This is a genomic window from Streptomyces sp. NPDC050548 (assembly GCF_044457385.1).
Classification (GTDB): Bacteria; Actinomycetota; Actinomycetes; order Streptomycetales; family Streptomycetaceae; genus Streptomyces.
Map to the genome: position 1 here is coordinate 28,590 of NZ_JBITGV010000002.1, position 19,865 is coordinate 48,454.

Annotated in this window: 9 protein-coding genes; 7 read left to right on the forward strand and 2 right to left on the reverse strand. The window is 68.6% G+C overall.

Features of this window, described 5'->3' with window-relative positions; translation table 11 throughout:
* The first annotated feature begins 335 nt into the window (after positions 1 to 335).
* The 5 genes from ACIBJH_RS06040 (at position 336) to ACIBJH_RS06060 (ending at position 13,963) form a co-directional block, all read left to right on the forward strand.
* Positions 336 to 9,884, forward strand: a complete 9,549-nt coding sequence (locus ACIBJH_RS06040) for a LamG-like jellyroll fold domain-containing protein (RefSeq protein WP_399115640.1) — start codon at positions 336 to 338, stop codon at positions 9,882 to 9,884.
* Between the two features lie 12 nt (positions 9,885 to 9,896).
* Positions 9,897 to 10,418 (forward strand): SMI1/KNR4 family protein, encoded by a 522-nt coding sequence (locus ACIBJH_RS06045; protein WP_399115641.1) that lies wholly within the window; start codon positions 9,897 to 9,899, stop codon positions 10,416 to 10,418.
* 14 nt (positions 10,419 to 10,432) lie between these two features.
* The gene (locus ACIBJH_RS06050) at positions 10,433 to 10,948 is read left to right on the forward strand and encodes a hypothetical protein (RefSeq protein ID WP_399115642.1); all 516 of its coding nucleotides are present in this window, start codon (positions 10,433 to 10,435) and stop codon (positions 10,946 to 10,948) included.
* A gap of 472 nt (positions 10,949 to 11,420) precedes the next feature.
* Positions 11,421 to 12,563 carry a methyltransferase gene (locus ACIBJH_RS06055; RefSeq protein ID WP_399116362.1) on the forward strand — a complete coding sequence of 381 codons (1,143 nt, stop codon included), beginning with the start codon at positions 11,421 to 11,423 and terminating at the stop codon, positions 12,561 to 12,563.
* 182 nt (positions 12,564 to 12,745) lie between these two features.
* Complete coding sequence (locus tag ACIBJH_RS06060; RefSeq protein WP_399115643.1) at positions 12,746 to 13,963, forward strand: cytochrome P450; 1,218 nt, start codon at positions 12,746 to 12,748, stop codon at positions 13,961 to 13,963.
* Positions 13,964 to 14,033: 70 nt separating this feature from the next.
* Here ACIBJH_RS06060 and ACIBJH_RS06065 read toward each other — a convergent pair whose 3' ends face one another.
* Positions 14,034 to 15,152, reverse strand: a complete 1,119-nt coding sequence (locus ACIBJH_RS06065) for a DUF2235 domain-containing protein (protein WP_399115644.1) — start codon at positions 15,150 to 15,152, stop codon at positions 14,034 to 14,036.
* 137 nt (positions 15,153 to 15,289) lie between these two features.
* Here ACIBJH_RS06065 and ACIBJH_RS06070 point away from each other — a divergent pair, with 137 nt between their 5' ends.
* On the forward strand, positions 15,290 to 16,291 hold the full coding sequence (locus ACIBJH_RS06070) for a hypothetical protein (RefSeq protein WP_399115645.1): 1,002 nt from the start codon (positions 15,290 to 15,292) through the stop codon (positions 16,289 to 16,291).
* Between the two features lie 249 nt (positions 16,292 to 16,540).
* Positions 16,541 to 19,384, forward strand: coding sequence for an AfsR/SARP family transcriptional regulator (locus tag ACIBJH_RS06075; RefSeq protein WP_399115646.1), 2,844 nt, complete (start codon positions 16,541 to 16,543; stop codon positions 19,382 to 19,384).
* Here the strand turns inward: ACIBJH_RS06075 and ACIBJH_RS06080 are convergent.
* Positions 19,366 to 19,749 (reverse strand): SH3 domain-containing protein, encoded by a 384-nt coding sequence (locus tag ACIBJH_RS06080; protein ID WP_399115647.1) that lies wholly within the window; start codon positions 19,747 to 19,749, stop codon positions 19,366 to 19,368. The genes ACIBJH_RS06075 and ACIBJH_RS06080 overlap by 19 nt on opposite strands.
* Positions 19,750 to 19,865: the final 116 nt, after the last annotated feature.

The following is a 19,865-nucleotide window of genomic DNA, read 5'->3' on the forward strand; positions in this document are numbered from 1 at the left end:
ACGATGACTTTTCCGGTTCCTGGGGGTCGAGGGGCGCAGGTTCAAATCCGGTCGTCCCGACGCTGCGAAGGCCAAGGGCTCGCCGGCTGCACACATGGCTGCGGGATGACGGGAAGACAAACAGCAGGCGGGGACCCTGTGGATCGTCCCGTGTCTTGGTAAAGGGATGCGCCGGATTCGCACAAGGGATCTTGCCCGTGCCTTCACGCTGCGCTTACAACTTGGTGCCGCAGCCTGCGTGATCACGGGGGTCGACCTGACGCACCGGCTGCTCCTGTCGGGGTGCGATGCGTAAAGGGTCGGTGGGTGGGGTGCGTCCGCTGTCGCGGTGGCGTGTGTGGCTGGCTGTGGTGCCGTTGCTGGTGTCCTTCTGGGCGCAGGAGGGCGGGGCGGCCTACGCGGCGACGCGTCCGTCGGCCTCGCTGGGCGCCGGGCTGAACCAGGTGTGGAAGTGGCTGTCGGGCGCGGACGGTTCGGGGCCCCGGTCCAAGACCGGTTCCGCGCATGACGTACGCGCCGCGAAGGCCGGCAAGGGGCGGCCTTCCGGGAAGACGCCGGGCAAGGGCAAGGGGCAGTTGGCCGCGTGGAAGGCGCCGAGCACCCAGGCCGAGAAGGAACGTTCCGGCGACGCGTCCGTGGGCTTCGACGCGAGGACGAGCGAGCGCGTGGCCGCGAAGTCCGGTGCGCAGTTCGACTACTTCCAGAACGCGGACGGGTCCTTCACCCGGAAGATGTCACAGTCCAGGATCAACTACCATGATTCCTCCGGTACTTGGAAGTCCATCGACACCGCGGTCACGAAGACCGCCGACGGCCGGTGGCACGAGAAGGCGAACTCCCTCGGGGTGTCCTTCGCGCCTTCCACGGGGACGGACAGTTCCGTACGGCGGTCCGCGCTGCGGGGGAGTGGTGCGGGCTCGGTCGTACCCGCTGCCCTGACCTGGAAGACCAAGGCCAAGACCGCCTCCGCCCTCCAGGCCGACGACACCGACGACCCGACGGCCACTCCCACTCCCAGCCCCACCGTCAGTTCGGGCACCTCCGCCCAGGGTGATCTGGCCACCCTGACCCTGTCCGACTCCGAGTCGGTGTCCTGGTCGCTGGCCGGGGCGAACGCCGTCACCGGCACCGCGTCCGGCTCCGGCGTCGAGTACGACGGTGTCCTCACCGACACGAACCTCGTCCTCGCGCCGACCGTGAACGGCGTGAAGGAGTCCCTGGTCCTGAACTCGGCGAGCGCGCCGACCAGTTGGGTCTTCCCGATGTCCCTCAAGGGCCTCACACTGACCACCGCGTCCGACGGCACGGTGGAACTGGTGGACGGCGGCGGCACCGTCATGGCCACGCTGCCGCAGCCGTTCGCCCGTGACTCCTACGTCGACCCGACCACCGGTGAGTCCCACGACAACTGGGCCATGACCTACAGCGTCACCGAGGTCGACGGCACCCCCGCCGTGAAGATGTCGCTGGATCCGTCCTGGCTCGCCGGCTCCGGCATCACCTTCCCGGTGACCGTCGACCCGACGATGACCGTGTCGACCGCCGGCCAGAACCTCACGACGTACGTGTACTACCCGAACACCGCCGACTACTCGTCGGACACGATCCTGCGGGTCGGCACCCCGGACGGCGGCGCGTACATCGGCCAGGCGTTCATGAAGTTCCTCGGGCTGCCGGACACCGACGGCTACCACATCACCGACGCCGACCTGCACCTCTTCAACGTGTGGGCGTACACGTGCAGTTCCTCCACCTCGTACAGCGTGTACCCGATCACCGAGCAGTGGTGGGTGACCGGCCAGAAGTCCTGGTCGGACCGGCCCGCCACCGCCGCCGCGATCGGCACCTGGGCGGGCACGGTCTCCGACACGGTGTGCGGAAACACCTCGGTGTCCACCGGCACCGGCCAGTGGCAGACCACCGACCTGGACACCGACTATTTCCAGAAGATCGCCCTGGGACAGACCAGCAACTACGGCCTGTCCGTGTTCACTTCGGCGACCAGCTCCTACCAGTGGAAGAAGTTCGACTCCGACCAGGTCGACTCGCACGCCCCGTACGTCACGGTCACCTACAGCAAGAACTCCGCGCCGGACATCGAACACACCTATCCCAAGGCGAACTTCACCTCGCCCTCCCTGCGGCCGCAGCTCCAGGCCAAGGCGGTCGACCCGGACTCCTGGCCGACCACCCCGCTGAAGTACGACTTCTCGGTGTACTCCTCGGCGGGCAAGCAGATCGACACCTCCGGCTGGCAGACCTCCGCCAAGTGGACAGTGCCGTCAGGGGACTTGGACTGGTCGACGTCGTACTACTGGACCGTCTCCGCATACGACGGCTGGTCCACGACCACGAGCGGCAGCAACGCCCTGTCCACCCTGGTCGCGCAGCCGCTGATCGCCTCCCAACTGGCGCAGAACGGCGGTCACGGCTACGACGAGGAGGCGGGCAACTACACCACCTCCGCCACCGACGCCTCCGTCTCCACCGTCGGCCCGTCCCTGGACGTGACGCGCTCGTACAACTCCCTGGACACCAGCACCGTCGGAGCCTTCGGCGCGGGCTGGTCGGCCCTCGCCGACATGCGGGCCGTCATGGACGACGACGGTTCCAAGAGCGTGGTGGTCACCGACGACGGCGGCAAACAGCAACGCTGGGGCTATTCGTCCTCCGGCTACACCTCGCCACTGGGCACCTACGGCACCTTCAAGGCGCTGTCCGCCGGCTACTCGCTGACCGAGACCTCGGGCACGACATACACCTTCGCCGCTCCGGGCGGCACCAACATCTGGCTGCTGTCAGGGATCAAGACGCATGCCGGCCTGACCGAGACGCTCGGCTACGACTCCTCGTACCGGCTGAGCACCGTCAAGAACGACGTCTCCGGCCGCACCCTGTACTTCACCTGGGCCAAGCCGTCCGGTGCCGCCCACTATCACGTCAAGACGGTGACCACGGACCCCGCCACCAGCGGAGACGCCTCCACGGCGGCCCTGTGGACGTACGGCTACACCGGTGACCGGCTCACCTCGGTCTGCCCGCCGTCCACGACGAGCGCCTCCACCGCGTCGACCTCCTGCTACGCCTACACGTACATCGCGGGCTCCAACTACCCCTCCGCCGCCCTGGACGCCGGCCCCAGCGGGTACTGGCGCCTGGACGAACCGTCCGGCAGCACCACCGCCGCCTCCTCGGTCCTGGCCAACGAGCAGACGGACGCGGGCAGTTACAAGAACGCCACGCTCGGCTCCACCACCGGTCCGCTCACCGGCTCGACGGCAACGGCCCTGACCCTCGCGGGCACCGGCTACGCGAAGGTCCCGGCGGGACTGCTGCACGCGAGCACCACCCGTGCGCTGTCCCTGTGGTTCAAGACGTCCAAGAAGGGCGTCCTGATCGGCGACCAGTCCAAGGCGGTCGCCGGCACCGCGGCCACCGGCACCTGGACCCCCGTGCTGTACGTGGGTTCGGACAACAAGCTGCACGGCCACTGGTGGAGCGTGAGCGGTTCGGGCAGCGCCGACTTCGGCTCCACCGGCACGGTCACCGACAACGCCTGGCACCACGCCGTCCTCAGCTCCGACGGCAGCACCCAGACCCTCTACCTCGACGGCACCAAGCAGGACACCTTCTCCGGTACCCCCGACGACCAGGACAACGCCTACACCTACATCGGCGCCGGCTTCGCCGACTCCTGGCTCGACTCGCCCGGCGCCGTCAGCTACTTCACCGGCTCCATCTCCGACGTCTCCTTCTACAGCCACCCCATCACCGCCTCCCAGGTCGACGACCTGTACGCCGACGGCACCACCAGCGCGGCCCTGCTCACCCAGGCGGCGAGCCCCGCCGGCCGTACCACCGCGGCCGTCGCCTACGACACCGACGCCGACCGGCTGACCCAGGTCACCGACGAGAAGGGCGGCACCTGGAAGCTCGGCACGCCCACCGTGGCGGGCTCCAGCGCGGTCTACCGGGGCACGGTGCTCGGCGCGGACCCGGCCGGATACTGGCAGTTGGGCGACGACAGCGACGACGGTTCGGCCACCTACGCGGCCGACGAGGTCAACGGCGGCGACGGCACCTACAACAACGTGACCCTCGGCGTCAGCGGCCCGTTCAGTGCCAAGGACAGCACCGCGAACACGGCCGCCTCCTTCGACGGCACCAGCTCCTACGTCTCCGTACCGGCCGACCCGCTGCACACCGACACCAAGCGCAGTGTCGGCATCTGGTTCAAGACCTCGACCTCCGGCGTACTGATCGGAGACCAGTCGACGGCGATCGACGGAGCCACCGACGCCTCCGGCAGCTGGACACCCGTCCTCTACGTCGGCTCGGACGGCAAGCTGCACGGCCACTGGTGGAGTGTGAGCGGTTCGGGCAGCGCCGACTTCGGCTCCACCGGCACGGTCACCGACAACGCCTGGCACTACGCGGTCCTCAGCTGCGACGTCGACAGCCAGGCGCTGTTCCTGGACGGTACGAAGCAGGACACGTTCGCCGGCACTCCGGCCGACCAGTCCAACACCCTCACCTACATCGGCGCGGGCTTCGCCAAGAGCTGGATCGACTCACCCGGCAACGTCAGCCACTTCAAGGGTTCCATCTCCGACGTCGCCTTCTACGACCACAACCTGACCTCCGCCCAGGTCGCCACCCAGTGGAACGCCTACAAGCAGTCCACCGGCACCATCGCCACCGAGTCCGTCGACGTCACCGACCCCGGCGGCAACACCCTCACCAGCACCTACGACCTGTCCAACGGCGGCCGTGTCCTCACCGAGACGGACGGCACGGGAGCCACCACCTCCTACGGCTACGACACCTCCGGTTTCCTCCACACGACCACCGACGGCAACGGGAACGTGACCACCACCGGCCACAACTCCCGCGGCGACGTGGTCTCCCGCACCACCTGCCAGGACCAGTCCGACTCCCTGTGCTCGACGTCGTACCTCACGTACTACCTCAACGCCGACTCGGACACGGACCCGCGCAACGACCAGTTGCTGACCTCGTCCGACGGCCGCTCGTCGAGTTCCTCGGACACGGCCTACCGGACCGTCAACTCCTATGACACCAACGGCAATCTGCTCACCAGCACGACCCCGCCGGTCACCGGACACAGCGCGGGACTGACGACGACGAAGACGTACACGACGTCCCACACGCCGTCATGGCTCGCCGGCATCCTGGCCCCGGGGGGACTGCTCGACAGTACGACCACGCCCGGCGGCGCGACCACGTCGTACAGCTACTACGCCGACGGCGACCTCGCCTCGGAGACCTCACCGCTCGGCCTGGTCACCCACTTCACCTATGACCAGCTCGGCCGGGTGCTGACGAAGACCGAGACCTCCGACACCTACCCGGACGGCCTGGTCACCCGCTACACCTACGACCCGCTGGGCCACGTCCTGACCGAACTCGACCCGGGCACGACGAACGCCGTCAACCAGGCCGTCGTCCACACCGCCCTGACGACCAACACCTACGACGCGGACGGCAACACCCTCACCAGCACGGTCTCCGACACCACCGGCGGCGACACCGCCCGCGCCACGAGCACCGTCTACAACGACTTCGGCGAACCGAAGACCGTCACCGACCCCGAACAGCACACCACCGCCTTCACCTACGACGCCTACGGCGACAAGGCGACCGAGACCGACGCCGACGGCCAGTCCTACGCCTTCACCCATGACGCCGACGGCAACCTGCTGACCACGACCCTCACCAACTACACGGGTTCCTCGGCCACTTCGCAGACGGCAGCCGCCAAACTGCTGGAGCAGCGGACCTACGACGCGGGCGGTCTCCTCCACACGATCACCGACGGCATCGGCGTCACCACGACCTACGCGTACTACGACAACGGGCTGACCAAGCAGATCACCCGCACCGGCTCCTCCGGCACCAGCTACGTCGACGAGCAGGACTCCTACGACGACGCGGGCAACCGCACCGCCAGGACCGCGGGCAACGGCACCCTCGACACCACCTACACGGTGGACGCCGCCGACCGCACCACGGCGACCACCAGGGACCCGGACACCCTGGCGCAGTCGACCGCGTACACCCTCGACGAGGACTCCCGCGTCCTCACCTCGACGCAGACCGACGCGGCGGGCGACCCGGCACAGAAATGGACGTACACCTACGACAAGGCCGGTGACGTGCTGTCCGCCGCCCAGTACGTCTCCAGCTCCCTCACCCTCACCACCAGCGCGACCTACGACGAGCGCGGCCTGAAGATCACCGCGACCGACGCGCAGAACAACGTCACCGACTACGCCAACGACGAGGCCGGTCGCCCGACCACCACGACGAGCCCGACCGTCACCACGACCACACCCGGCACGGACGCGACGGCCGACGCCCACCCGGTCACGATCGACGGCTACGACACCTTCGGCGACCGCACCGAGACCGAGGACCCGAACGGCCGCATCACGGCCACCGCCTACGACCGCGACGGCCGCAGGACCGGCACCACCCTCCCGTCGTACAACGGCACCTCCGCCACCACCGCCTGGACCTACGACGCGGCCGGCGACGTCCTGACCGAGACCGACGCCAAGGGCGAAACCGACTACACCTACGACCAGTTGGGCGACCTGGTCCGGCAGACCAACCCCGCGATCAGCATCTCCGGCACCGCCACCCGCGGCACCTACACCTACGCCTACGACCTGGCCGGCGACCGCCTGACCGAGACGTCCCCGTACGGATCGGTCACCCACCACAGCTACGACGACCTGGGCCGCGACAGCAGCACCTGGGCCTACGTCTACACCTCCACCAGCGCGCAGACGAAGCAGGAGACCGACACCACCTACAACAGCGCGGGGCAGGTCGCGCAGACCGCCTCCGTCAGCGGGGTCACCGCGAAGTTCACCTACGACGCGCTGGGCCGCACCCACACGGTCGCCGACACCACCGGCGACACCACGGCCTACACCTACGACCTGCGCGACGACACCGTCAGGACCGTCCAGCCGGACCAGAGCATCCAGACCGCGACCTACGACGCCGCGGGCCGCAGAACCGCGACCGCGAACGAGACGTCGGCCGGCACGGTCCTGTCGTCCACGTCGGCGACGTACACGAACGACGGCGATCTCAAGACCAGCACGGACGCCCGTCAGCACACGACGAGTTACGAGTACGACAGCCTCGGCGACCTGACGAAGCAGACGGAGCCGGTCACCGACACCACCTCCATCACCACCACATACGGCTACGACGCGGCCGGCCACCGGACCGCCTACACCGACGGCAACGGCGACACCACCTACTCCGCGTACAACGCGCTGGGCCTGCCCGCGAGCAAGGAGGTCCCGGCGGTCACCGGCTACACCAGCGACGCCGACCGGACCACCACCTACACCTACGACGAGCGCGGCCGGCTGGTCACCCAGACCGACCCCGGCGGCGTGACGACCACCAACACCTACGACGCCCTCGACGACCTGACCGCACAGAGCGCCACCGGTGCCGAAGCGACCACGGCCGACCGCCACTTCGCCTACTCCCTCAACGGTCACCTGGTGGCCTCGGCCGTCGGCAGCACCTGGGAGTACTACGACACCAACGCCCTCGGCGACCTCCTCACCACCTCGGGCCAGGCCGGCAGCTCCGCCTTCACCTACAACGCCGACGAGAACCCGGCCACCCGCACCGACGCCTCCGGCACCAGCAGCTACACCTACGACACCGACGGCCGCCTGAACACCGACACGGACGCGTCGACCGGCACGACCCTGACCTACCAGTACAACTCCCTGTCCCAGCCCCGGTCGGTGACCTACGGCACGTCGGGCGACGTCCGCAGCTTCGGCTACGACTCCCTGCACCGCCTGACCTCCGACACCCTGACCACCGCCTCCGGCACCAAGGTCGCGTCGGTCGGCTACGACTGGGACAAGAACGACAACCTGACCTCCAAGACCACCACGGGCGTCCAGGGCGCCTCCACGAACTCGTACGTCTACGACTACGCGAACCGCCTCACCTCCTGGATCTCGGGCTCCACGACCACCGGCTACACCTACGACGCCGACGGCAACCGCCTGACCGCGGGCTCCACGACGTACACCTACAACGCGCGGGACCAGCTGACGTCCGACGGCACGCTCAACTACGCCTACACGGCCCGCGGCACCCTGTCCGCCAAGGGCTCCACGGCGTACACCTTCGACGCCTACAGTCAGCAGGTCACGGCCGGGGCGACCGGGTACACCTACGACGCGCTGGGTCGCGCGATCACCGCGGGCTCCACCACCCTCGCCTACTCCGGCACGGACAACACGGTCTCCTCCGACGGCGCGAGCACCTACAGCCGTGACCCGTCGGGCGCCCTCACCGGCGAGTCCTCGGCAACCGGCGCCACCCTGGCCTGGACCGACCTGCACACCGACGTCATCGGCCAGTTCACCGCGACCGGCACCGCACTCACCGGCTCCGCGAGCTACGACCCCTGGGGCACCACCACCGCCTCCACCCTGACCGGCAGCGCCGGCTACCAGAGCGAGTACACCGACCCGACGACCGGCAACGTGAACATGCACGCCCGCTGGTACAGCCCGTCCGCAGGCGGCTTCGACTCGGCGGACACGGTCGACAACACGGCGGTCGGCGACAGCACCAACGCGAACGACTACGCCTACGCGAACGACACACCGCTCACCGGGACGGACCCGAGCGGGCACTGCCTGTGGGACCTGTGCATCGGAGAGGCGGAGGGCGCCTACCTCCTGGGTGCGGCCCTGATCACCACCTGCATCGAGTACTGCTCGGCCCTTTCGAGGAGCATCTCCGACGCCTTCTCCTCATCCAGTTCCTCGTCGTACAGCCACGCGTCCTCCTCCTCTGCCGCCGCCAGTCACGTCGTCACCCACGGCCGCACCTGCGCCCAGACCCACTCCTACTCGTTCTGCCAGTCCCTCCAGAGCGACGGCTCGTCCGGTGCGGGCCGGGGCGGCGGGAACGGCGGCGGAGGCTCCGGCGGCTCCGGCAGCGGCACGTGCTACTCCTGCGGGGGAGGCGGCGTCAGCCCTGCTGACGCGGCCGCGGCGGCGGCGAGGGCAGCGGCAGCGGCCGCGGCCGCGGCGGCAGCCCGCCGCGCGGCGATCCGCGCCCACGCCATCAAGATCACCGCGTCCATCGGCAAGTCCACCCTGAAGGTCCACTCGATCTCGGCGACCGCCGAACCTCCCACCACACAGATCAACATCAGCGACTCGGTCCTCAACGCCGCATCCGCCATCGCGGCCGGCCTGACCACCGCGGCCGTGTGCGTGGCCACCGGCGGCTGCACCGGAGACGACGATGACGACGGGCGCAAGAGTTCGTGCGACGCGACGCCCCTGATCGACGGGGGACGGATCTACGGCGGTCTTGAGGAATACACGGACCACCAGGGCAACAAGGGATGCAGGGCGACCGGCGCCATTGCATTCCTCACCAAGAGCGATCGCAGGTCGCGTACCGGAGCGGGTGGCCTGCCGAAGTGCCCCGAATGCGATCCCTCCGTCGATCCGGACGGAATGGAAGAGATCAGGGCAGGAGGAGGAGATCCGCAGGCTGGTCACCTGATAGGTTATTGGGGCAAGGGTACCGGTCAGGATGTCCGAAACCTGGTGGCTTTGAATGCCAGGGCGAACGCCCGGATGGCGAGCAAGGTGGAAGCCTTCGGGTGGAAGTCCCTGAATAAGAACAACAGCCTGTTCATGTCCGTCGTTCCCCTGTACGGAGACACTCACTCGGCCGTTCCTACGACCATCCAAGTGGGAATGACCGTGTACGGACCCGGGGGAAAGATCGTGGACAGTTATTCATGCACTGCGATCAACTCCAAGACCGGCATCGGCTCGAAATGCTAAAGAGGTCCAGTGGTGGCAACATTCGCAGAGATCCGAGCCTTGCTGGGCGAACCCAGATTCAACTGGACGGATCCGGCGCCATGGATTGAAATGAAACGGGAGTTCGGAATCGAATTCCCGGCAGACTTCCGCGAGATCGTGGATGCCTACGGTTCGGTCCAGATCAACAATCAACTGTATCTGAAGCACCCCGCCGGCCATCTCCTGCACAACCTGGGAGAATTGATCAGGGGGGATCTCGAACTCTGGCGCGAGGAAGACATGGTGGAGTACCTGCCCAGTCCGGCAGGGGCGAACCCCGGTGAGTTGATGCCGGTCGCGTTGGCCAAGACGGGGGAATGGGTTTTCCTCCGCGTCCCGGACGGCTCCTCGTCACCCTGGCGCGTCGTGGTGGCGGAGCTCGACAGTCCGGCCTGGACACTGCACGAGATGACGTTCGGCGAATGGTTGCTGGCCTACCTCAGGGGCGAGGACGTGACGGTGTGTTCCCGCAACTTCGCGCCTGATCGCCCGTTCTTCGAATCGTTGAGCTGAAAAGGACGGGGACCTTGAAGGCTTCTGATCGTGTCCACCGCCCGTTTCATGGGCGTCGGTGGGTCGTTCTCGGCGCGGGCGCCGCGGTGCTGTCGGCTGTGGCCGGTGTCGTGGCACTGCTCCTGCCCTCGGAATCCGGCGGCGACGCGACGCCGCCCGCGCCGGTGTCGCACGTCGACACCGCCACCCGAGCCTGCCTTCTGACGTCCACCGACACGGACGCGACGGGCACTTGGGCGGCGATGCGGAACATGGCGACGGCGAGCCGCACGACCATGGTGGTGCAGCGCTACCGCCTGCCCGCGTCGGGGAAGGCGGCCGTCTACGTCAACACCCTCGTTCAGCTGCGCTGCTCCACGATCGTCACCACCGGCGCCACGGCACGCTCCGCCGTGGCGTCCCGTCTGGCCGACGGACGCATCCCGCACGTCCGCTTCGTGGTCGTGGCCGACCAGCCGGTACCGGGTGCGACACGTCTGAGCCCGGACTCGGTGAGCACATCGGCGCTGACACGGGCGGTCATGCGCTGAGCAACCGTGTCGGGGGGATCTTCGGACGTTCGCCCGGTCCGTACGGGAGGCTTGCGACGGCCTTCGGCGAATGCGCGCTCGTGACGGCCCGACTGCCCCACTGAGACCGGTTCGTTCCGGCCAGGCTGTGATAGCTTCCCGAGATGGTTTCTCCTGCACATGCGCTCTACGCACGCTAGGCAATCCCGCCTCACCGCCTTCCAGTAGCCGAAGGCGGGCGTGATGTTTCTCCGTAGCTGCTGTTCGCCCGCGAGTTGGCAGTGCGCTCGGAGAATCCTCTTTTCCCGTGGTGCCGACTGAGCCTGACGTATGCCGGCTTTCGCACCTCAAATCACGCGCACTCCCGGCACGGGATGTCCAAGCAGGAGTTCTCTCACACATGGCGTCAGCCGAAACACACGTGGGCGCTGCCCGCGAAATCGACCACACCCCGCCATCCGCAAAGCTCGACGACCCCCTGCCGCTGACCGAGATGGAACAGCAGATCACCTGGACCGACGGCGAAGGCCACCTCCGAACCGCCTTATGGCACTCCGGGAACGCCACCGCCCCACCGCGGCGCATCGTCCTCGCCGACGACCGGACGAAGGCGGACGACGCCTACCGCATGGCAGCCGAGGGCACCGCGATGCTCTGGTGCGGGGACTTCCACAACGCGCGTCAGCTGCTTTCCGCCCTGAAGCGGCGCATCGATCGCCGCCGGCGGCGTCCCCCGGACGATGCCGCGATCGCGTTCAATCAGCACCGTCAGGCGCAGACCTTTCGAGCCAAGGTGCTCGGCAGTCTCCTTGTCCAGGTGGAAGAGGGCGCCGTACTTCCCTTACGTCGTTCTCCCGACGTACGAGCGGCGTGCGCGGAGGCGGGATGCCCTCTCGACCGGCCGTTCGCGTGTTCCCTCACCGCCCTACTGGGCATGACCGGATCTCACGAATGGCGCCGTAACGGCGTCGAGGTGCCGGCCCTGGGCGGAGCGCGTATCCATCCCTACTACGGTGTTTTCTCTCCCGTTCGCGGAGAGTATGTCGACCTGGTGGCGCGGGCACCGCTTCCTGATGCCTGCTCAGTACGATCGACCGCTTTCGACATCGGCACGGGGACCGGTGTGCTGGCAGCGGTACTGGCGCGGCGCGGCGTGGCCGAGGTCGTCGCCACCGATCTCAATCCGCGGGCTCTGGCCTGCGCAAGGGAGAATGTCGAGAGATTGGGGCTGGCGGCGCAGGTGCGGGTGACGGAAGCCGATCTCTTTCCCGCACGACGCCGGGCCGCGCTTGTTGTCTGCAATCCCCCGTGGCTGCCCGTGAAACCCACCTCCATGCTGGAATCGGCGGTTTACGATCCTGGCGGCCGAATGCTGCGCGAGTTTCTCCGAAGATTGCCCGACCATCTCGAACCAGGCGGCGAGGGGTGGCTGATCCTGTCTGATCTCGCTGAGCACCTCGGCTTGCGCACCCGTGACGACCTGCTGGTTCTGTTCGCGCAAGCGGGATTTGACGTGGTGGATCGACTGGACGTCAGACCTCGCCATCGGAAGGCGGACGACACAAGCGATCCGCTTCACGCCGCCCGGTCACGTGAAGTCACGTCTCTCTGGCGACTGGCTGTCGGATCGTCCTGAGGGCAGTGGCGGCGAACGTCCTGTGCGCGCCCGGTCCTCAGGAGTACCGGCTGGGCATGCCGGGGCGTTGTGCGATGCCCTCGCGGAACGCCTTGCGCATCACGCTGAATCTCTGGAGGATCTGCAGAGTTGACGCTCCATCAGACAGATCCGGCAAGCATCCACCTGGGAGGAGTTCCACGGTGCCGGACGCCACCGAGACGACCAACGACGAGGCCACGTTCCCGTTCCCGCCGGGACCTCATGGCAGCCCGCCCGGAGCGTACGAGAGCAGACGGCGTGGCTGCCCACTGGCACCCGTGATACTGCCCAGCGGCGACGGAGTCCTCCTGGCGACCACCTACGACGATGTGCGAGAGGTCTACGCGGATCCGCGCTTCAGCCGGAACCTGCGTTACGCCGGCGCTCCGCGCATGCTGCCTGACGCCGACTTCTCCGACGATCCGAACGCACTGGTCAACATGGACCCGCCGGATCACACCCGGCTTCGGCGCATAGTGCAGGCGGCGTTCACTCCCCGGAGGGCGGAGAGCTGGCGGCCCCGGATCCAAGCTGTCGCGGACCAACTGCTTACGGAGATGCGCGCCGGGTCGCGTCCGGCGGACCTGATGGCAGCCTTCGCCTTTCCGCTCCCCATCAACATCATCTGTGAACTGCTCGGTGTCCCGGCTGAGGACAGCCCGTACTTCCGCAGTTGGTCGGACATGTTCCTGTCCACCAGCGCCGCTTCCGCACCGCAGCGCTCCGAGGCCGCCGCGGAGTTCATCGCCTACGTCGACGCCCTCATCGCCGCGCGCCGCGAGAATCCGGGCGAAGATCTGCTCGACGACCTCATCGACGCACACGACGAGAACGACCGGCTCAGCGCGGACGAACTGGCCCGCATGGTAAGAGGGTTGATTGTCGCGGGCCACGAGACCACCGGCAATGTCATCGGCCGCGGCATCCTCACTCTCCTGCGGCACCCGAACCAACTCGCCGCCGTTCGCCACGATCCAGCACTCCTGCCCACTGCCGTGGAAGAGATCCTCCGCATGGAAGTCCCGGGCCATGGTGGGCTGTTGCGGGTGGCGACCGAAACGGTGGCGCTTCCCTCGGGGGCCACCGTCGAGCAAGGTCGGGGCGTTCTCGCCCCTGTCGTGGCAGCGAATTTCGACCCGCGGCACTTTCCCGACCCCGATGCATTCGATGTCCGTCGTGCCGACGACAAGCACCTCGCCTTCGGCCACGGCCCTCACTACTGCCTCGGAGCCAACCTCGCTCGCGTCGAGCTGCAAGTGGCCATCGGGTCGGTGCTTCGGGAATTTCCCACTCTCGCCCTCGTGGGCGCAGCGGAGGAACTCGCGTGGACCAACGGAAGTCGGGTCTGCGGCCTTTCACGTCTCCCGGTCACCTGGTAGCGGAGAAACCTGACTGGGTGTTAGGTCCGGCGGACCGGGGCGCGCAGTCAGGTCCGACTGATCCCCCAGTTCATGGCGGCCCGAACCCCGCCTCGGTCCCGGGGGTCGACATACTCATGGACTCGAAGTGTGCGTCCGGCTGGTGGAGGTACTGAGCGAGTTCTGGCGGCTGGTAACCCGGGTTGCTCTCGAAGCGTCGTCTCGCGGTGTCCGCGAGGTATTCGCACCCGTCGGGGCGGCCGCGACGGTCCGAGGCCTTTCCGATGGGTCGGTGCAGCGGTGGGGCGAGTCTGCACAGACCCACCCGTGAGTCGTGTACCGGGCCCAAGGCGTTCGGCGTGATCGTGAAGCCCTGTCCGGACTCGCCGAATGTGTCGACGTCGAACTCCACCCCGTATCTCGTGGCTTGGGCAACCATCCACAGCAGGGTGATGTCCGACAGCTGAGTGTCGGGATAGCCACCGCCGATGTCCGCGTGCGCCCCGGAGAACCACACCTGCTTGAGCTCCTGGCCACTGTCGGCGGCCTCGGGCCGCTGGTGCCAGAGCGTCGGCCGGAACGCTACGCGCTGCTCGTCGATGGCCAGCGCGTGGAAGGCTCCCTTGACCCGGATGGGCAGTGCGGTGTCGCGGAAACCCGACCGGCGGTTGACCTGCCTCATGACGGCTGACGAACGCGCCAACGGCCCGGTGAACGGGATGCCGAGGGTGCCGACGGTGTCCCACACGCCGATGAACTCGATCCCCGTCTCGTGTGCGTGGGCCCGTCGGAAGAGGGTCGGGGCCAGGCCGTTCGGGTACTCGACTCTGCTGCGGTACAAGGCCCAGGCCTCTTTGACGCGGCTGCTCTCTTTGGGGGGCAGGATGCCGGAGCTGCGCACCAGGCCGGCCAGCGTGCGGGCGGTGTACGCGCCTCGGCTGAACCCGAACAGGTAAAGCTGGTCACCGGGCTCGTAGTTGTGGATCAGGAAACCGTAGGCATCGATGACATTGCGGGTCAGTCCCACACCCAACGAGCCACCGAACAGGCGCCATCGGCGGATGCCTCCACCGCTCTGGTAGTACACGCGCTGCTCCGCGTCGGCGCCCCGACCGCGAATGAGCTGGGCGATCTTGAAGACGTTCGAACTGCCGCGTGGATCGGCGAAGGTCCATGTGCCGTCGCAGCAAACGATCAACCTCTTGGCCATGAGATCCCTCTTGGCAGCAGCAGGCAACCCGCACACCGGTGACTCGACACCGCAACGATATAGCTCAGGACGAGCCCGAACTCTGTGCAAGGCCGAGCCGTTGTCTCGCGGCCTCGTCGGCCGGTAGCTTCACGAGGGTGCTCGCGAGCCTTCTGCCGGGTCTACGGGAACTACGGACGCCTCTGACGGTGGGTTACCTGTGGTTGATCTGCGTCTGGCTGTGGTTCCACGATGTGTTGCCGCAACGGGTCACGGCCCACGGAGCCATAGCGGATCTGTATGAACTCGTCGGAATCCTGCCGGCGGCCACCTTTCTGGCGGCGCTCACGTTCATCGCCTACTTCCTGGGCTCGATCGTTGAACTGGACCCCGCCACCGCACGGTGGCTCGACGGGGTGAGGCCCAACCGGACATCCTGGGAAGCGGTCGCCGACCGGGTCCGTATCCGCCTTGACGACCCGGAGGACATGCCGTCGGAGCGGTTCATGGCGGCGATCGCGGCGTGGCGGCGCGTCGTGCCGTCCAGGACCGCCAAGCGGGTGTCGCTGGTCAACGTCGAGTTGCGGCCAGAGGAGATACAGACGTTTGACGGCGGCAGAACCCTTTTCCCCTCGTGGTCGTACAGATCCATGCGGCGCCTTTGGAGAAGCAACCCTGGATCCCGATCGGCCGGGACGCTCGTGGAATGGCGTGGACCCGATCTGCCCATCGACGACGACACTGTCCGACAGCTGCCGGTCTCGGCAATCGCCGCGCTGATCACTCTGGTGGACGAGTTGCCGGACCTGGCCACCCGACTGCTGATCGAACGCCCAGAGGTGTTCAACAAGTACGACCGGCTGCTCGCGGAGGCGTCCATCCGCATCAACATGTTCCTGCCCATGGTCGCGCTCGTGGTCACACTGGCCCGGCGCGCGCACGGGCTGTGGTGGTTCGCGCTGGTCGTGCCTCTGGTGCTGCTGTACCAGGGCCTCCTGCAGCGGTCCCAGGCCATCGCGGTCGTGCTGAACTCCATCGCCGCCCAGTTGATCGAGTCACCCACGATGGCGGCGGTGGCCGCGGCTCAGCACGGCGAGGCCACGGCGAGCGAACCTCGCGAAAGGCGCGGTCCCCGCATCGTGCGCAGGCGGCGGAGCTGACTGCGCCGAAGTCACCGCCGTGGCTGTCGAGTCGGGGCCAAGGGGCAATCGGTCGCGAAGAGAGCGCGGACTGGATCTCCATGGAGCGGACCTGGCCGGGGGGAACCTTGTCGGGCTGTCTCACGCGTGCGTAGCGTGTGTCGTGACCTGGTGCCTGGGAGGCGTCGACAGGGCGACGCCGGTGAAAGGGCTGACCGGCCAGGGCAGAGTGCGGACGGTGCGCGCGTCCGATCGCCGGGGGTTGTCGTGGTGACGTTCAGACTTCTCGGGCCCGTCGAGATAGTGGGCCGCGGCCCCGTCGACGTAGGCCCTCCGCAACGGCGCAGTGTGATGGCGGCGCTCGCCGTGGACGCCGGCCGGGCCGTGCCGCTGGAGACGCTGATGAGGCGTGTGTGGGGTGAGGATCCGCCGGAAGGGTCGCGCTCCGCGCTGTACGCGCATGTGGCCCGTATCCGGCAGGTGTTGGCAGCCACCGGGGCCGTTCGTACGCCGCGACTGCTGCGGCGGAACGGCGGGTATGTGCTGGACACCGACTCCGAAGAGGTGGACCTCCACCGGTTCCATCGTCTGGTCGCCGATGCCCGCAGAGCCGGCCGGGACGGCGCCGACCAGGTGAGGATGCTCCGCGAGGCTCTGGACCTGTGGCGCGGGGAGCCGCTCACCGGGCTGGCGGGGGAGTGGGTGTCGCGGATGCGCGGCACCTGGGAGCGGCAGTGGCTGGACGCGGTCACGGCCTGGGCCGACGCCGAGACGGCGGTCGGCAACCACGCGGTGGTGATCGGCCGGTTGCCCGAGCTGATCGGTGAACACCCGCTCGTGGAGCCCCTGGTGGCCGTGCTGATGCGGGCGCTGTACGAGGCGGGGCGCGGCTCCGAGGCCCTGGAGTGCTTCGCCGACGTACGCAAGCGGCTGGCCGAGGAGTTGGGCGCCGATCCGGGGCCCGAGCTGCGGCGGATCCACCGGGCGATCCTGCGCGGTGCCCCCGAGCCGGGCCGGCCCACGCCCCCGCCGCCTCCGCCCCGGCCCTGGTCCGCGCCGGTGCCGGCGCGACTGCCCCTGGACGTACCGGCGTTCACCGGCCGGGAGGAGGAGCTGGCCCAGCTCGACAAGATCCTCGCGGAGGGCATCGGCAGCCCCGCGGTGGCGGTGGTCTCGACGCTCTCCGGGACGGCGGGCGTAGGGAAGACGGCGATGGCCGTCCACTGGGCGCACCGGGTGGCCGACTGGTTCAAGGACGGCCAGATCTACGTCAACCTCCACGGTTTCGAGCCTTCGCGGCCACCCGTGACCCCGGCCGAGGCACTGCCCCGATTACTGGAGGCATTGGGCGTGCTCCCGCAGCACATGCCGGTGAGCCCGGAGGCGCAGGCCGGGCTGTACCGGAGCCTGCTGGCGGGACGGCGGATGCTGGTGATGCTCGACAACGCCCGCGACGCCGAACAGGTGCGGGCGTTCCTGCCTGGCAGTCCGGGGTGCTTCACCCTGGTGACCAGCCGAAACCGGCTCTCCGGCCTGATCGCCCTGGAAGGCGCCCGGAGCCTCGTCCTGGACGTGCTGCCCGCGGCGGAGTGCCGACGGCTGCTCGCCCGCCGCGTAGGGGCCGAGCGCGTGATGTCCGAACCGCTGGCGGTGGACGAGATCGTGAGCCGCTGCGCACGGCTGCCGCTGGCCCTGGTGATCGTCGCGGCCCGCGCGGCGATCGCGCCGAAGCTCGGCCTGGCCCGGCTCGCCGCCGAACTCCGGGACGCCCGGCACTCTCCCGACGGGCTGGACAGTTTCGGTGACGAGGACACGCGGGCGGACGTACGGACCGTCTTCTCCTGGTCGTACGGCGCCCTGAGCCCGCAGGCCGCCCGGATGTTCCGGCTGCTCGGCGTGCACCCCGGCCCGGACATCAGCGTGGCCGCCGCCGCGAGCCTGGCCGGGCTCCCCGTCCAGCACGCGGGCCGACTGCTGACCATCCTGGCCGACAGCTGTCTGGTCATGGAGTCCTCGCGCGGCAGATACGTACTCCACGACCTGTTACGGATGTACGCGGCCGAACTCGCCGGCACCGCACAGGCCGCCGACGAGACGCAAGCGGCCGAAGACCGCGTGTTCGGGCACTACTTGCACTCCGCCCACTTTGCCGACCGCATGCTGGATCCGCACCGCGACCCGATCGCGCTGCCGCCCGTGGTCCCCGGCGTCTCCCCCGAACACGCCGCGGACCACGGAGCGGCCCTTGCCTGGTGCACGGCCGAGCACCAGGTACTCCTCGCTGTGGTGCACCGGCCGGGCACGGCCACACGGGCACCGGACGCCCCGGTCTGGCAGCTGACCCGCGCTCTGAGCACGTTTCTGCAGCGCCGCGGCCACTGGTCCGACTGGGCCGCGGCGCAGGAGGCCGCGCTGGACGCCGCGCTGCGCTCGGCTTCCCCGGTCGGCGAAGCCGACGCCCACAGCGGCCTCGGTCGTGCGTACACCCGCCTGACGCGGTTGGACGACGCGCTCACCCACCTCGGCCGCGCCCTGGATCTCCACAAAGCCCTGGGCGACCGCACCGAGTTGGCCCACACCCACCTCGACCTGGCCCGCCTGCACGCCCGGCGGGACAACTGCCCCGAAGCGCTGGCCTGTGCCCAGGAGGCCCTTGACCAGTACACGTCCTTAGGCCATCGGGCCGGACAGGCGCGGGCCCTGAACTCGGTCGGCTGGTACCACGCGCAACTCGGCGACCACCGCCGGTGTGTGGAGTTGTGCGGGCAGGCGCTGGAGCTCTTCACCGAACTCGGCGTCCGCGACGGGCAGGCGGACACCTGGGACAGCCTCGGCTACGCCCACCAGCACCTCGGCGGCCACCGTCGCGCCGCTGCCTGCTACGACAACGCCGTCGCGCTGTTCCACAGCCTCGGCGACCGCTACTTCGAGGCCGACGTGCTCGTCCACCTGAGCGAGAGCCACCGGGCCGCCGGCGAGACCCCAGCGGCCCGGCGGGCCGCCCGGCGCGCGGCGGACATCCTCGACGAACTCGGCGTACCGGGCTCGGACGGCGTCCGAGCCCGGCTGCGCCGGCTCGGCGAGAGTGCTCCGGGTCAGAAGCCGCAGGAGTAGTTGGAGCCACCGTTGGGAAGCAGGGAGTCGCTCACCCACCCGTACGTTCCGTCGGTCTCGTTCTTGAGGTACGTCCAGGTGGCGGTGCCGTTGAAGGTGTAGCAGTAGTAGTTCAGGGTGTTCTGGTTGTCCGCGTAGCCGGTGATACCGCATGAGGTGCTGGACCCTGAGCGCATGTTCGCGGCGACGCCCGCCGTCTGCCTCACATAGGCGCTCGTGTCGCGGTTGGGGCCGGTCGTGCCGCAGGCCGCCGCCGCCGACGCGGGCCCCGCCGTCCCGACCACCGCCGCCGGAACGGCGAGCGCGGCCACCGCGACGGACGCGAGACCGTACCTCGCCAGCCTGGTGCTGAAGTTCTTGTTCATTTTTCCTCCCCATGTGCGCTGACGTGCGATGACGTGCATCATCGGGACCCTCCGCTCCGGTGGCCGGTGCGGTCGCCTCGGTGCACGTGACGACGATGGGCGGGTTTCCTTGCCGG